Annotated in this window: 15 protein-coding genes; 9 read left to right on the top strand and 6 right to left on the bottom strand. The window is 67.0% G+C overall.

The window, feature by feature from the left end; genetic code table 11:
* Positions 1-132: 132 nt before the first annotated feature.
* The 3 genes from FB459_RS05885 to FB459_RS05875 are packed head-to-tail and all read left to right on the top strand — an operon-like array spanning position 133 to position 2,875.
* Positions 133-636, top strand: a complete 504-nt coding sequence (locus FB459_RS05885) for a hypothetical protein (protein WP_141927776.1) — start codon at positions 133-135, stop codon at positions 634-636.
* Positions 637-645: 9 nt separating this feature from the next.
* Positions 646-1,365 (top strand): DUF1795 domain-containing protein, encoded by a 720-nt coding sequence (locus FB459_RS05880; protein ID WP_141927775.1) that lies wholly within the window; start codon positions 646-648, stop codon positions 1,363-1,365.
* Positions 1,366-1,390: 25 nt separating this feature from the next.
* Positions 1,391-2,875, top strand: coding sequence for an aminopeptidase P family protein (locus FB459_RS05875; RefSeq protein ID WP_141927774.1), 1,485 nt, complete (start codon positions 1,391-1,393; stop codon positions 2,873-2,875).
* Between the two features lie 376 nt (positions 2,876-3,251).
* On the opposite strand, the gene FB459_RS05870 is transcribed toward FB459_RS05875, so the two are convergent.
* Positions 3,252-4,553 carry a hydroxyacid-oxoacid transhydrogenase gene (locus tag FB459_RS05870; protein ID WP_141927773.1) on the bottom strand — a complete coding sequence of 434 codons (1,302 nt, stop codon included), beginning with the start codon at positions 4,551-4,553 and terminating at the stop codon, positions 3,252-3,254.
* Positions 4,550-5,467: a TetR-type transcription factor C-terminal domain-containing protein gene (locus FB459_RS05865; RefSeq protein ID WP_141927772.1), complete on the bottom strand. Its 918-nt coding sequence runs from the start codon at positions 5,465-5,467 to the stop codon at positions 4,550-4,552. Before FB459_RS05865 ends, FB459_RS05870 begins: the two co-directional genes overlap by 4 nt.
* A 174-nt stretch (positions 5,468-5,641) precedes the next feature.
* Between FB459_RS05865 and FB459_RS05860 the strand changes: the two genes are divergently transcribed.
* The 6 genes from FB459_RS05860 to FB459_RS05835 are packed head-to-tail and all read left to right on the top strand — an operon-like array spanning position 5,642 to position 11,933.
* A complete protein-coding gene (locus FB459_RS05860) occupies positions 5,642-6,595 on the top strand; it encodes a cyclase family protein (RefSeq protein ID WP_141927771.1) in 954 nt (317 codons plus the stop codon).
* A gap of 28 nt (positions 6,596-6,623) precedes the next feature.
* Positions 6,624-8,309 carry a long-chain-fatty-acid--CoA ligase gene (locus FB459_RS05855; protein WP_141927770.1) on the top strand — a complete coding sequence of 562 codons (1,686 nt, stop codon included), beginning with the start codon at positions 6,624-6,626 and terminating at the stop codon, positions 8,307-8,309.
* 9 nt (positions 8,310-8,318) lie between these two features.
* Positions 8,319-8,795, top strand: a complete 477-nt coding sequence (locus FB459_RS05850; protein WP_129627074.1) for a hypothetical protein — start codon at positions 8,319-8,321, stop codon at positions 8,793-8,795.
* Positions 8,796-8,825: 30 nt separating this feature from the next.
* A complete protein-coding gene (locus FB459_RS05845; RefSeq protein ID WP_129627077.1) occupies positions 8,826-10,139 on the top strand; it encodes a magnesium transporter MgtE N-terminal domain-containing protein in 1,314 nt (437 codons plus the stop codon).
* Complete coding sequence (locus FB459_RS05840) at positions 10,136-10,768, top strand: DUF1003 domain-containing protein (RefSeq protein WP_129627080.1); 633 nt, start codon at positions 10,136-10,138, stop codon at positions 10,766-10,768. The genes FB459_RS05845 and FB459_RS05840 overlap by 4 nt, the downstream gene beginning before the upstream one ends.
* Positions 10,769-10,796: 28 nt before the next feature.
* A complete protein-coding gene (locus FB459_RS05835; protein WP_129627083.1) occupies positions 10,797-11,933 on the top strand; it encodes an Mrp/NBP35 family ATP-binding protein in 1,137 nt (378 codons plus the stop codon).
* Positions 11,934-11,943: 10 nt separating this feature from the next.
* On the opposite strand, the gene FB459_RS05830 is transcribed toward FB459_RS05835, so the two are convergent.
* From FB459_RS05830 to sigE, 4 genes are all read right to left on the bottom strand, one after another.
* The gene (locus FB459_RS05830; protein WP_129627087.1) at positions 11,944-12,318 is read right to left on the bottom strand and encodes a twin-arginine translocase TatA/TatE family subunit; all 375 of its coding nucleotides are present in this window, start codon (positions 12,316-12,318) and stop codon (positions 11,944-11,946) included.
* 79 nt (positions 12,319-12,397) lie between these two features.
* A complete protein-coding gene (locus FB459_RS05825; RefSeq protein WP_168990295.1) occupies positions 12,398-13,426 on the bottom strand; it encodes a S1C family serine protease in 1,029 nt (342 codons plus the stop codon).
* Between the two features lie 291 nt (positions 13,427-13,717).
* A complete protein-coding gene (locus FB459_RS05820; RefSeq protein ID WP_129627093.1) occupies positions 13,718-14,218 on the bottom strand; it encodes an anti-sigma factor family protein in 501 nt (166 codons plus the stop codon).
* The gene (sigE, locus tag FB459_RS05815) at positions 14,215-14,868 is read right to left on the bottom strand and encodes an RNA polymerase sigma factor SigE (RefSeq protein ID WP_129627120.1); all 654 of its coding nucleotides are present in this window, start codon (positions 14,866-14,868) and stop codon (positions 14,215-14,217) included. Before sigE ends, FB459_RS05820 begins: the two co-directional genes overlap by 4 nt.
* Positions 14,869-14,970: the final 102 nt, after the last annotated feature.

The raw sequence follows: 14,970 nt of genomic DNA, 5'->3' as shown, positions 1-14,970 counted from the left end.
CAGGCCGGGCAGGGAATCAACGAGGCCGAGCCACCGGGCGGAGGAACGGCTACTGTCGGTGCGACGTCAGACGTCGTGGCGCGATGACCGCTCGCTGCCCACGTGGATGACGCTCGACTCGAAGAGGAACTGATGAACGACGCACCCCGGCCGCTGCGGCGCGCCGTGCTGCTCATGTGGGTCGGTGCCACCCTCTCCGCGCTCAGCGCCCTGGTGGCATCGACGCTGCGCGACGATATTCGAGCCGGACTCGAGGAACGTGGCCGCACCCACCCCCGGGAGCGGCTCACGGCGATCGAGGTGGACGAAGCGACGAGCACGATGGTCACCGTGCTGGCTGTGTCCGCCTGCGTCGCAGCAGCCATCTGGCTGGTCATGGCCTGGCTGAACCGACGTGGACGTCGGTGGTCGCGCATCGCCGCGACCGTGCTCGCGCTGTTCGCGCTGCTGCACACCTGGAGTCTGCTGACACGCGGCTATCCGTCGCCGGTGGCGACCGTGCTCGCGCTGGCGGTGGCTCTCGTGGGGGTGGCGGCAGCGGCACTGCTGTGGCATCCGGAGAATGCTGAACATTTCGCGCGCTCAGAGGTATCCCGCACTACCCTGAACGCCCGGCAGGACCGCACCACGGTCTAGCCTTACGGCATGCGCCTAACTGCCTGCCTCGCCACTGCTGCCACTGCCGTCCTGCTGACTTCGTGTGCCTCCGATGCGCCGGTCACGGTCAACTCCTCGACCAACTCCTCGACCAACTCCTCGACGAGTTCCTCGACCATGTCCTCTGCCACAAGTTCGACGACGACCGAGTCGCCCTCCTCCTCGACGTCCAGCAGCACCTCCTCGAGCTCCAGCCCGCAGTCCTCCTCGCCGAGCGAGAGCCCGACCAGCTCGGCATCGAGCAGCGCAGGCGGCGGGCTGCCGGCGGGCGCCGAGGCCGACAGCAAGAACGAGTTCCACGTCACCAAGCCGGCCGGTTGGGCCAAGGCGACCGTGCCGAACGCCCAGATCGTCCTCGCGATCAAGGCCGACAAGCCGACCGGTGGCGTCTTCAGCAACTTCAACGTCGTCAGCACCCCGGGAGCCCCGGGGCAGAACCTCGATGCCTACGTCAACGCCGGCGCCACGCAGATGCGTCAGCAGAACGCCACCGTGACCCCGGTGGCCGACCGAAAGATCGCCGGCGGCGATGCCAAGGGCTACGTCGTCAAGCGCACGGTAAGCGGCAAGGACATGTCGCAGACCCAGTACTTCACCCAGAAGGGCAACACGGTCTACATCTCGACGATGACCAACGCCACGAGCGAGAAGGCTGCGGGTGACAGCGCGATGAACGCGATCCTCGGCTCCTGGACCTGGACGAGCTGATCCATGGCCGTGCGACGATGGTCGGGTGAGTGAAGAGCAGAAGAAGCCCGAGCACCGAAGCCGTCCGTACACCAAGGCATTCCGCGAGTTCGTCGCGTCCGGTTGGGCCGAACGGGACATCAGCGTGCCCGACCGCGCACGGGTGGCCGATTTCGCGGCCGACCGGCGCGCGTCGGCCAGCGCCGATTTCGCCGGTCGACGACTGGTCGTGCCTGCCGGCGGCCTGAAGGTCCGCAGCAACGACTGCGATTATCAGTTCCGGCCGCACTCGGCGTTCGCCCACCTGACCGGCCTGGGCAGTGATCGCGAACCCGATGCGGTGCTGGTGCTGGAGCCGACCGAATCCGGCCACGAGGCCGTGCTGTACTTCCGTCCGCTGGCCGGGCGCGACACCGAGGAGTTCTTCGGCGACTCGCGCTACGGCGAGTTCTGGGTCGGCGCCCGCCCGACGTTGGAAGACATCGAGGCCGAGCTGGGTGTGACAGCTCGGCACATCGACGAGCTGCCCGACGCGCTGGCCAAGGATGCCGGCGCCGTCCAACTCGCCGTGGTGCGTGACGCCGACCGCGACGTCACCGCGTTGGTCGACAAAGTGCGCAGCGAAGCGGGTGTCGAGCAGCAGGAGACGACGCTCGACGACGAGCTGGCCCGCGTTCTTTCCACCATGCGTCTGATCAAGGACGACTGGGAGATCGAGCAGATGCAGGACGCGGTGGACGCCACCGAGCGTGGTTTCGAGGCGGTCATCGCCGACCTGCCGAAGGCGTTGGAGAGCGGACGCGGCGAGCGCTGGGTGGAGGGCGTCTTCGGACTGGTCGCCCGCCACGAGGGCAACGGCGTCGGATATGACTCCATCTGCGCCTCCGGTGACCACGCGAACACGCTGCACTGGATCAAGAACACCGGCGAGGTGAAGGACGGCGACCTGCTGTTGCTCGACGCCGGCGTCGAGGTCGACTCGCTCTACACCGCCGACATCACACGCACGTTGCCGATCAACGGCACGTTCTCCGAGGTGCAGCGCAAGATCTACGACGCGGTGCACGCCGCCCAGGAGGCCGGCATCGCCGCGGTGAAGCCGGGCAACAAGTTCAGCGATGTGCACGCGGCCGCGATCCGGGTCATTGCCGAGCACCTGTTCGAGTGGGGCCTGTTGCCCGAGGGAGTCGATGTCGAGAAGACGCTCGACACCGAAGAGGGCCAGTACCACCGTCGGTGGATGGTGCATGGCACGAGCCACCACCTAGGTATCGACGTCCATGACTGCGCGCTGGCCCGCAAGGAGGATTACATGGACGCCGAGCTCAAGCCGGGCATGATCCTGACCGTCGAGCCGGGGTTGTACTTCAAGGCGGACGACCAACTCGTGCCGCAGGAGTTCCGTGGCATCGGCGTCCGAATCGAGGACGACGTCCTGGTGACGCAGGACGGGCACCGCAACCTGTCCGATCACATGCCACGCAGCAGCTCCGACGTCGAGGAGTGGATCGCCCGGGTGCAGCGCGGCTGATCGGCCCCACGACGAAGGTCCTCAACCGAATTCGGTTGAGGACCTTAGTCATGTGCGAGGAGGCTGCTGTGCTGGCAGCGGCTTCCCGAAGAATCAGCGGCTGAACAATCCGCGCAGGGCGCTGGAACGCGACTTCTCCGTGCGGTATGCATCTGCAGCCTTGACGATCGCCAGCTGGTGGCGCGTGAACGGCATCTGACCGAGCATCACCGGCCTCCTCTCCTGGGTCTCGTCGGTGGCCTTGATGTTCCCTATCGTACATTTCGATATCGAAAACTTCCAATTTGAAACAACGAGACCTTCGACACATTCCTTCCCCGGACGACAGCCGCCCGCCGAGAATTCGGCGGGCGGCTGCGGTCGGGTCGTCACCAGCTCACCAGAGGTTCAGACTCCGCTCGAAAATGCCTGCGATGTCTTCCTCGGTCACCGGCTTGGGAGAGGTGGTGAGCAGACGCTGCTGCTTCATCGTCCCCTCCACCAGGTCGGAAATGTCGCTACTGTCGTAGCCGACCGCGCCACACCCGTTCGGGATGTCGATGTCACGCATGAGGTCGATGAGGACGGTCGGTAGCAGTTCGGCGTCAGGGACGCAGTCGTAGTTCTTGTCAGCACCGGCCGCGAGCAGCCGGGCTGCTTTCAGGTGCCGCTCGGGGTCGGCATCGAACGTGAACCGGAAGGCCTCAGGAGCCGTGAGCGACACCGACATTCCGTGCGGCACCATCGGCTCGTGAGAAGGGTAGTCCTTCGGGTGGAAGTCCTTGACCCGGCCGGCGATCGGATAGGCGTTCGCGTGCGGGATGTGCACGCCGGCATTCCCGAAGCCCATGCCGGCGAAAGTGGCGGCGAGCGCCATGTCCGCACGTGCGTCCAGGTTGTCTCCGTCATGGACCGCCGTGCGGAAGGACCCGGCCAGCAGCGCCAGTGCCTTCTCCGACCACATGTCGGCGATTGGGTTCGACCCGCAGTAGGGCACCCGCTCGTGCGGTTGCTTGTGCTCGTAGGAGGTGTACGGACGCGCGGTGTACGACTCGAGGGCGTGGCACAGGATGTCCATCCCGGCGGCGGCGGTCACCCCGGCCGGCTGGGTGAGCGTGACCATCGGATCGATGACGGCCATCGTCGGACGCAGCCGGGCGTGACTGATCCCGGTCTTCACCTTGAGCGAGAGCACATCGAGCACACAGATGGTCGTGCTCTCCGAACCCGTACCGGTCGTGGTGGGGACGGCGACCAGCGGCTTGAGCGGGTTCTGGGGCGCCTTGCCACCACCGACGGGCGCGTTGATGTAGTCCATCAGTTCGCCCTCGTTGGACGTCATCAGGTTGATTGCCTTGGCGGTGTCGATGCTGCTGCCGCCCCCGACGGCGACGAACGCGTCCCATGGGCCGTTCGACCGGCCGTAGTCGACGGCCTCACGCAACGAGTCGTCGGTGGGCTCGACATGTGTGCCGTCCCAGACGATGGCCTCGATGGCGAACTGACCCATCTGGTCGGCGACGCGCTGCGCGACCCCGGCTTCGGCGACGCCCGGGTCGGTCACGACCAGGACGCGCTTGGCACCGGTCAGGCTGAGGTCGTAGCCGATCTCGTCGGCCGCGCCGGGACCGAACTTCAGCTGCGGCGCACCGTAGGTGAAGACGCTCTCCGGGGACTGTGGCGTGGGAAGGGTGCTCATCGTGTGGCCTTTCGGGATCGGGTTGCGGGTTGACGTCTCTGGGTGACCATGGCGACTGCGGCGTCGGCATAGTCGACGGCGATCAGTTCGGGGCTGATCGAACCGTCGTGGTGGATCCACTGTGCGATCGAGGTGCACATGGTGGAGATCGAGTTGCCGAGTGTCACCACGAGGCGGTCGGCATCGGGGTCCTCGCGCAGAGCGGCGCGGATGTCGTCATCCAGCATCCTCTGCACGTCCTTGCGGTACCGGGTGATCCGGCTGCGGTCCGACGGCGCGAGACTGCGCATCTCGCTGGCACCGAGGAAAGCCAAGCGGGGACGCCGGGCGTGGTAGAGCGCGAGGCATTCGACCGTGCGATGCAGTCGCTCGTCGGCATCCGGTTCCCCGTCGCGGGCGGCTTCCAGGCGCCAGAAGAGGTCGGCCATCGTGAGGTCGAGCAATGCAGGCAACATGGACTGCTTGGACCGGTGATAGTGATAGAGGCCGGCCACGCTGAGCCCCGCACAGTCGGCGATGTCGCGGATCGACGCTCCGTGAAAACCCTTCTCGCAGAACGCGATCAGCGCACCGCTCAGTGCTGGGTCGAGCGGGAGATCGTGGAATGTGCGCCAGTCACCGGCGCCGCTGTCCGGCAGGTCGGGCCATGAAGCAAGACCCTTGGCTGTCGCCGGCGGATGCGGGAGGTCGCCCACATCGCCGGGCTCGAGCAGCCGCGGCGCGGACACGTCGAGCTCGTCGGCGATGTGGAACAGCCGGTCCACCGAGAGCGCGGTGTTGCCGTTCTCGATACCGCTGAGTGTCGCCGGGCTGACCTCGAGCCGAGCGGCGAGGTCGCGCAACGAGATTCCCTGTCGCTGCCGGTGCGCGCGCACCGATCGCCCCACGCGCACGCCCGTGGTGATCGTCGACATGTGTTCAGGCTAGATGAACATGATGATCTGCGAAAGAGTTGTTGGACGAGCGTCTACCTGGTGAGAATCTGGCTGGATCCCTGTTGACATCCCGTCGTCGGCTTGTGACGCTGACCACACACGTCAAATACGACCGAGCGGGCGTTCGGCCCGCTTCTCACTGCGGAGGTCCACATGTCAGACGCCATCAGCCTCGACGAACTGCTCAAGGACTCCCCCTCGAACTGGGGCAAATGGGGCCCGGACGACGAGGTCGGTTCGCTGAACTACCTCACCGATCAGGAGGTGTTGCGTGGCATCAAGTCGGTCACCAAGGGCGAGGTGCACACCCTCCAGCGCTTGATCAACGACCCGAAGGGCGACCCGGTGTGGCCAGGCCGCGCCCCTGCGGAGCGCACAATGCTGCTGGACGAGGCCACCTGGGACAGCGACGACGCACCCCAGTACCCCGGCGGCCTGCACTACGCCGACGACAAGATCAACGCCTTCCTGCAGGGCTCCACGCAGTACGACGCCCTCGGCCACGTCTGGTACGGCGGCAAGCTGTGGAACGGCTACGACGCCCGCACCACCGTCGGCGGCATGGACAAGGCCAGCGTCGAGCCGATCGCGCAGCGCGGTGTCGTCGGACGCGGCATCCTGCTCGACATGGCGCGGTTCGTCGGCAAGGACGCGATGGACAAGGGTGAGACCTTCACCCACGAAGACCTCGTCAAGTGCGCCGAGGCCCAGGGCACGACGATCGAGAAGCACGACATCATCGTGATCCGCACCAACTTCATCCAGCGCTTCTTCGACGAGGGTGAGAAGTTCTACGAGGGCTTCAACGAGCCCGGCCTGGTCTACAGCCCCGAACTCGTCGAGTGGTTCCAGGACATGGAGATTCCAAACCTGGTCACCGACACGATCGCCAACGAGGTCACCTACGACCCGAACAACGGCGTCGCCCTCGTGCTGCACAACGCGCTCATGCGCAACCTCGGCGTCACGCTCACCGAGATCTGCGACCTGGAGACGCTCGCGGAGTCCAGCGCGCAGGACAAGCAGTACACCTTCCTGTACGCCGCCGCTCCCCTGAAGGTGCACCGCGCCACCGGTTCGCCGGTCAACCCGCTCGCGATCAAGTAGCAGCGAGCACGAGAGGACCTGACGCAGAATGAGCAACGCCGAGCACCCCTGGCTGTCGCGATACGAGGACGGTCAGCCGCACAGCATCACCGCCGACCGACCTGACATGTTGTCGCTGTGGCGTGAAGCCGTGAAAGCCGCACCGGACGACACCGCCGTCCTGTGGTTCGACCGCGCATTGTCCTGGAAGGAGATCGACGAGCGATCCGACACGCTCGCAGTCTTCCTGCAGGAGAGCGGTTTTGCCGAGGGTGACCGGCTTGCTCTCTACCTGCAGAATCATCCCGCTTTCCTCATCGGGTTGGTCGCCGCGTGGAAGGCCGGTGGCTGCGGCGTCGCGATCAACCCGATGAGCAAGGCTCGCGAACTCACCTACCTGCTGGGTGACTCCGGTGCCGTGGCGGTGCTGTGCCACGACGAGCTGTACGACCAGGTCGTCGCGGGCGTGGTCGAAAGTGGGCAGACGTCCGTCCGCACCGTGGTCAGCGTCAACCCGCTCGATGAACAGAGCCGCGACGACGAGCGCCTGTTCGCCGACGTCCGCCGGGGCGACGCCCCCGAGGGCACGACCGCGCTGTCGCGAATCATCGAGGAGTACGCCGGGCGCGAGCCGAGGACGCGCACTCCTTCCCCGGACGACATCGCGGTGCTGACGTACACCTCCGGCACCACCGGTGTACCGAAGGGTGCGATGAACACCCACGCCAACATGGCGTTCAACTCCTCCACCTATCTGCGGTGGATGAAGCTCACCAGCGAGGATCGCGTGCTCGGCATCGCACCGCTGTTCCACATCACCGGGCTCGTCGGGCACGTGGGGGCGGCGATCGCGGCTCGTTGTCCACTGGTGCTGGCCTACCGCTTCGAGCCGAACGTCGTGCTCGACGCCTTGCGTGAACACCGCCCGACGTTCACCATCGGATCCATCACGGTCTTCATCGCGCTGTCCTCGACACCCGGCGTCAGCAAGGACGACTTCTCCTCATTCCGGCTGATCTACTCCGGTGGCGCACCGATCGCGCCGGCGGTGACCGACCGGTTCGAGAAGCTGTCCGGTCACTACATCCACAACGCCTACGGTCTGACCGAGACGAACTCGCCGACGCACTGCGTGCCGGCTGGATCAAGGGCTCCGGTCGATGAGGATTCAGGTGCACTGTCAGTGGGAGTCCCGGTGTACGACACCGTTGTTCGCATTGTCGGCGAGAACGGCGAGGAGCTTGCGCCGGGTGAGGTCGGCGAGATCTGCAGCAGTGGTCCACAGGTCATCCCGGGCTACTGGAACAAGCCGGAGGCGACCGCGGAGTCCCTGCCGGGCGGCGAACTGCGCACCGGTGACGTCGGATTCATGGACACGGACGGCTGGTTCTACATCGTCGATCGCAAGAAGGACATGATCAACGCGTCCGGCTACAAGGTCTGGCCGCGCGAGGTCGAGGACGTCCTCTACACCCACCCGGACGTCCGGGAGGTCGCGGTCGTCGGCGTGCCCGACGAGTACCGCGGTGAGTCGGTGAAGGCGTACGTGTCGCTCAATGACGGCTCGTCGACCACCCCCGAGGAACTGGTGCAGTTCTGCAAGGAACGCATGGCCGCCTACAAGTACCCGCGACACGTCGATCTGATGGACGAACTGCCCAAGACCACCACGGGCAAGATCCTGCGCCGGCAATTACGCGACGACGCGAAGACGGGTTCGGCTGCGAGTCAGTAGTCTGCGCCCATGAGCGAGGTTGGTGCGGTGCTCCCCCGGTCGGCAATCAGCTGGCTGGTCGTAGAGGGTCGACCGTGGCCGGTGTGGCACGCCGTCGACGGCAGTCGGTTGTACGTCGTGAGCGGCCCCGACGAGCAGCAACTGCCCGTGCTGCCTGCGCAGATCGAGGTCATCCTGCGTACCAAGGACACCCGCGCCCGGGTCGGCCCGGTGCCTGCGAGCGCGTTCCGGCTGCGTCCGGGCGTGCCGGCCTGGGAGCCCGCGATCACCGCTCTGATGGGCGCGCGCCAAGGCGCTCCGGGTCAACAGGTGCTGGACCGGTGGAAGGCCTCCTGTGCGGTCTGGGCGATCGACGTCGATGTCGACGCCCCGGTCCCGCAACCCGGCGCGACCGAGCCTTCCGGTGCCCGTCCGCCGGAGCAGACGCCCGCCACGACCGACCGTTGGCGGCCACGACACTTCGGACGGCTACGCCGCAGACACTGAATCCCCTTCGGGGACATAGGCTGACCTGTTGTGAGCACCCGGATCTTCGTGTCGAGAATCGCCGGGCTGACCGTGCTCGACCCCCTGGGCGACCGCGTCGGCCTGGTCCGCGACGTCGTGGTGAGTTTCACCGGTCGCAATCCCCGCGCCATCGGCCTGGTCATCGAGGTGCCGGGCAAGAAGCGCGTCTTCCTGCCGATGACCCGCGTGACCAGCATCGACCCCGCAGCCCTGATCAGCACGGGTCTGGTCAACATGCGCCGGTTCGAGCAGCGCGCCACCGAGACGCTCGTGCTCGCGGAGATGTTCGAGCGCCGGGTCACCGTGAATGACCCGGACGGCAGCTTCGAGGCGGTCGTCGAGGACATCGCGATCGCGCGCAATGCGCGCCGCGACTGGATCCTGACCAAGGTGTTCGTCCGGCAGAGCGGCCAGGCGCAGTCGTCCACCAGCCGGGCCGTGTCCCGGTTGATCCGCCGGCGTCCCGGCACGACCTCGCTGGTCGACCTCGATCAGGTGCAGGGCCTGCGCCGTCAGTCCGGGGCGCAGAGTGCCGAGCGCCTGCTGGAGACCTACGAGGACCTGCGCGTGGCCGATCTCGCCGAGGTCATCCACGACCTCAACCCCAAGCGCCGGGCCGAGGTCGCTGCTGCGCTCGACGACAGCCGACTGGCCGACATCCTTGAAGAGCTGCCCGAGGAGGATCAGATCGAGATCATCGGCGGCCTCGAACGAGGACGGGCCGCCGACGTCCTGGAGGCCATGGAACCGGACGACGCGGCCGACCTGCTCGCCGACCTACCGCCGGAGCAGGCCGAACACCTGCTGCAGTTGATGGCCCCGGACGACGCCGCCCCGCTGCGCCGGTTGATGACCTACGAGGAGAACACCGCCGGCGGCATGATGACGTCCGAGCCGGTGATCCTGGGCCCGGACGCCACGATCGCCGAGGCGTTGGCGATGATCCGCCGCGAGGAACTGGCGCCGACGCTCGCCTCAGCAGTCTTCGTCTGCCGCCCACCGCTTGAGACACCGACCGGACGCTTTATCGGCCTGGTGCACGCCCAGCGACTGTTGCGGGAACCGCCGAACACGTCCGTCGGGATGGCGGTCGACCAGACGGTCGAGGCGATCCCGGTGGATGCCAACCTCGAGGAAGTGACGCGCACGCTGGCCACCTACGACCTTGTCGTGTTGCCCGTGGTCGATGAGAACGGGTACCTGTTGGGCGCGGTCAGCGTCGACGACGTGCTCGACCACATCCTCCCGGACGACTGGCGCGAAGGTCGGCACGACGTCCGCAGCGCTTCCTCCGTCAACCGTTCGGGAGGTGGTCTGCGATGAGCGAACGTGCCGAGCGCCCGGACAAGAAGATCGACCGCAAGCAGACCGTGCGGCGCGAGACGTCGAGTTCACGCCTGGACCAGCCGCGCGAACTGCGGCGACGGTTCTTGCCACGGCCCGGCGTCGATGCCGAACGGTTCGGGGTGCTGTCCGAGCGGTTTGCGCGGTTCATGGGAACGCCGGCGTTCCTGCTCTACATGACGGTGTTCGTCGCCCTCTGGCTGGCCTGGAACACCTTCATGCCGGAGGCGGCGCAGTTCGACCCGCGTGCATTGAACTACACCCTGCTGACGCTGATCCTGTCGTTGCAGGCGTCGTACGCCGCTCCGCTGATCCTGCTCGCGCAGAACCGACAGGACGACCGTGACCGCGTCGCTCTGGAACAGGACCGTGGACGCGATGAGCGCAACCTAGCCGACACGGAGTTCCTCACCCGCGAAGTCGCATCGCTGCGACTTGCGTTGCGCGACACCGCAACTCGCGACTTCGTCCGAAGCGAGCTGCGCAACCTGCTGGAGGAGATGGAGGAGCGCGGGATTCTCGGCCAGCCCACGGAGTCCGAGCAGAAGCCGCGCAAGAAGAAGGACAAACCGCAGCGGAGTGAGTCAGGCACGGCCGCATTGGGGTGATCGCGCTCAGGCGCCTACCATGGAGAGCATGTCTGTCGCCCCCACACTCGATGCCGTCCGCGCTGCACTCGCGACCGTCGAGGACCCCGAGATCCGAAAGCCCATCACCGACCTCGGCATGGTGGAGAGCGTCGACATCTCCGACTCCGGCCACGTCAGCGTCACGATCCTGCTGACGATCTCCGGCTGCCCGCTGAAGAGCAAGCTCACCTCCGACACCACCGCTGCCGTGCAGCGGGTCGAGGGCGTCACCGGCGTCGAGGTGCGTCTCGGCGTGATGAACGACGAGCAGCGCGCAAACCTCAAGGCGTCGCTGCGCGGCGGAGTTGCGGAGAAGGAGATCCTGTTCGCCAAGCCCGGTTCACTCACCCGGGTGTATGCGGTCGCGTCCGGAAAGGGTGGTGTCGGCAAGTCGTCGGTCACCACCAACCTCGCTGCTGCGATGGCCCAGAACGGCCTTCGGGTCGGCGTGGTCGACGCCGACATCTACGGCTTCTCGGTGCCGCGCATGCTGGGCGTCGACCAGAAGCCGACGCAGGTCGACGACATGATCCTGCCGCCGATCGCCAACGACGTGAAGGTCATCTCGATCGGGATGTTCGTCCCCGGCAACCAGCCGGTCGTCTGGCGCGGCCCCATGTTGCACCGGGCGTTGCAGCAGTTCCTCGGCGACGTGTTCTGGGGCGACCTGGACGTGCTGCTGCTGGACCTTCCGCCCGGCACCGGTGACATCGCCATCTCCGTCGCGCAGCTGATCCCGACCGCGGAGATCCTGGTTGTGACCACCCCGCAGCAGGCAGCCGCCGAGGTCGCCGAGCGCGCCGGTTCCATCGCGCTGCAGACCAAGCAGCGCATCGCCGGTGTCATCGAGAACATGTCCTGGCTCGAACTGCCCGACGGCACCCGCCAGGAGATCTTCGGATCCGGCGGTGGCCGGGCCGTCGCAGACTCACTGTCGCGCTCGGTCGGCGCGTCCGTCGAACTGCTCGGTCAGATCCCGCTCGACACCGCGTTGCGTGAGGGTGCCGACACCGGCGCCCCGGTCGTCCTCTCCCGTCCTGGCTCCCCCGCCGCAGTCGCGCTGCGCGCGATCGCCAAGGGCCTCGGGACGCGTGCGCGCGGGCTGGCCGGACGTTCGTTGGGCCTCACCCCGAGCGTCCGCTGACGCTCGGCACTCAGGTCGCGTCGACGTCGTACGGCGTGGGTCGGTCGGGGTCATAGCGCGTGGGTTCCCAGGTGGACCCCATGTCGTCCATCACCGGGTCGTGCTCACCGGGAACCTCGCCAGCATCGTCGTCCTCGTCGAACAGCGCCTGCCGGACGATCTTGCGAGGGTCGTACTGACGCGGGTCGTACTGCCGCCAGTTGATGTCGGCGTACTCGGGGCCGATCTCGTCCTTGAGCTGCGACTTCGCGCCTTCGGCATACTCGCGTGCCTGCTTAACCCAGCCGCGCAACTTCGCCACGTATTCGGGTAGTCGCTCGGGGCCGATCAGAAAAGCGGCCAGGCAGACGAGAAGGACGAACTCCCAGGTGTCGATACCGAACACTGGTGTTCTCTCCTTCCCTCGTGCACAGGCCGAAGCACAGCCTACGACGTCCGGCGCACCGCAGGCGCCGGGTGGCGATTCAGCTGCCGGCTCCCGTGCGCATCGTCACCGACTTCTGCTCCTCGCCGGTCTTGAATCCCACCGTGATGGTGTCGCCGATCTCCTTGGAACGCAACGTCACCAGGAAGGTCTTTGGGTCCTTGGTGGCCACACCGTCGATCGAGGTGATCACATCGCCCTCCTTGACACCGGCCTTCGCAGCCGGCCCGTCGGGGTTGATCTTCGAGACCTTCACACCGTCGCCGGAATAGCCGGGGTCGAAGTCGAGACCGATGACCGGGTACTCGGCCTTGCCCGTACGAATGAGTTGGTCGGACGTGCGCCGCACCTGGTCCGCCGGGATCGCGAAACCCAGACCGATGCTTCCTCCGCTGCGCGAGGAGTAGATCGCGGAGTTCACGCCGATGACCTTTCCCCGCAGATCCAACAGCGGGCCACCGGAGTTTCCCTGATTGATCGCCGCGTCGGTCTGGATCGCGTTCATGTAGGAACGGGAGTTGGACTCACTGCTGGCACCTCCGGACGAATCGTCGTCGCCGGTGACCACGGGCCGATTCAGCGCACTCACGATGCCGGTGGTGACCGACCCGGTGAGGCCGAGCGGAGCACCCACCGCGATCACCGACTGACCGACCTTCAGGTCGTCGGACTCGCCGAGTTCCAGCGCCGGAAGATCCTTGCGCTCCACTTTCAGGACCGCGAGGTCGTACGTCGGGGAGACCCCGACGATCCGCGCGTCCGCTTCCGACTGGTCGGAGAACAGGACCTTGAGGCCGGCACCGTCACCACCCGCGGACGCGACGTGGTTGTTGGTGACGATGTAACCGTCCGAGCGCAGCACGAAGCCGGATCCGCTGCCCCGCGGCACCCCCGACGAACTGCTGATCCTGATTGTGACGACGCTCGGCAGAGCCTTGTTCGCGATGGCTTCGACATTGCCGGCGGCTACGTCTGCGGATGATGAATCCTGTCGACCGGCAAGTTCACTGCCGACATACCCGCCGACGCCGCCGCACAACAGAGCAAGCAGCGCGGCGCTCGCGATCAACAGACCGGCCCGCCTGGGACGACGTGGCGCGGGTGCCTGCGGACCATCACCTGGACCAATAGCAGGACCGAGCACCGGCGGCGCCGGAAAAGGGCCGGGGGCGCTGCCTGTCGGGTTCCCTGCGCCGGAGGTGGGCGTGGCCGGCCCGTGCGGGTGCGGGGCATCGCCCGGGCGCGGGACGGGAAGGGGTCTGGATCGCGGGTCCTGCGACATGGTGTCCATTCTCGATCGTGACCCGGTCGTGCACCGACGCGGGGGGAGAGGCCGGTCGGGACCCGCTCGCCGCGGGGACTACGGACGCGGCGAGCCGGGAGCGTTCTGCTCGAAACCGATCACCCGCGCCATCGGCGCCTGCCCCGTGGCTGGCTGACTGCGCATCACCGGCATGCGAGCGGGCGTGCCGCTCTGCACCGGAGCATGAATGGCGACGACGGCCGCGCTGATGCAACCGACGACGGCCAGCGCCGCGATACCGATCGGCTTGCGCGCGGAGACGTACTGAGCGGGCGCGTGGCAGGGAATCGTCGCCGGCGACTTCGACGAGGATCGTCGGGCCGGCATCGGCTGGGTCGGCAGATCACCCAGACTGAGCAGTCCGGCCATGAAGTCGGAGTCGCCGCGAGGCGCGTTGGCCGGAACCCCGCGCATCCGACCGATGAGATCCCGCTCGGCAGCCACCTTCGACCGACAGCACTGGCACGCGACCAGGTGCCGCTCAAGGACGGTTGCCGTCTTGGCGTCGAGGACTGCGTCGACGTAATCGACGAGCACGTCGTGCTCGGGACAGATCATCCGCCGACCTCCACGGGCCGCCCCAGACCGAGACAGGTACGAGCCGGAACGACCGGTTCGACCGGGCGAACCGCGGGGTCGCGGTGCGCCAGGGCGGCACGCAGTTGGGCGCGGCCGCGGTGAATGCGGGATCGGACGGTGCCCAGCTTGACGTCCAGCGTCGCGGCGACTTCTTCGTAGGACAGACCCTCGATGTCGCAGAGCACGACCGCGGCGCGGAAGTCGGGCGACAGTGCATCGAGCGCACGCTGGATGTCGTCGTCGAAGTGTGCGTCGGCGTACAACTGCTCCGGGCTGCCGGTGCGGCTGACCAGCCGGGCGGCGGCGTCGTCGGACAAGGCGTCGAACCGGATGCGCTGCTTGCGGCGCATCTTGTCCAGGAAGACGTTGGTGGTGATGCGGTGCAGCCAGCCCTCGAAGGTGCCGGGACGGTATGAGCCCAGGGAGCGGAACACCCGGACGAAGACATCGTGCGTGAGGTCTTCGGCGTCGTGGACATTGCCCGTCAGGCGGTAGGCCAACCGGTAGACCCGCGTGGAGTGCTCGGCGACGATCTCCTCCCAGGTCGGCGGCTGCCAGCCTGCCGGGGCCTGGTCGGGCACCACTGTCTTGGTTCGCTTCAACGTCGTCCTATCGGGCGTCGCGGTCATGTCGTTGTCCCCCAGTTCATCCAGTCGTTGCGCGGCTCCAGCCTCACCCACCCGGCTGTGTGTCAGCTGTGTGACCGCGGTACAGCTGCTGTCGATCCCACC

Source organism: Yimella lutea, from assembly GCF_006715095.1.
Classification (GTDB): domain Bacteria; phylum Actinomycetota; class Actinomycetes; order Actinomycetales; family Dermatophilaceae; genus Yimella; species Yimella lutea.
This window is presented reverse-complemented; position numbering and strand designations above follow the sequence as displayed.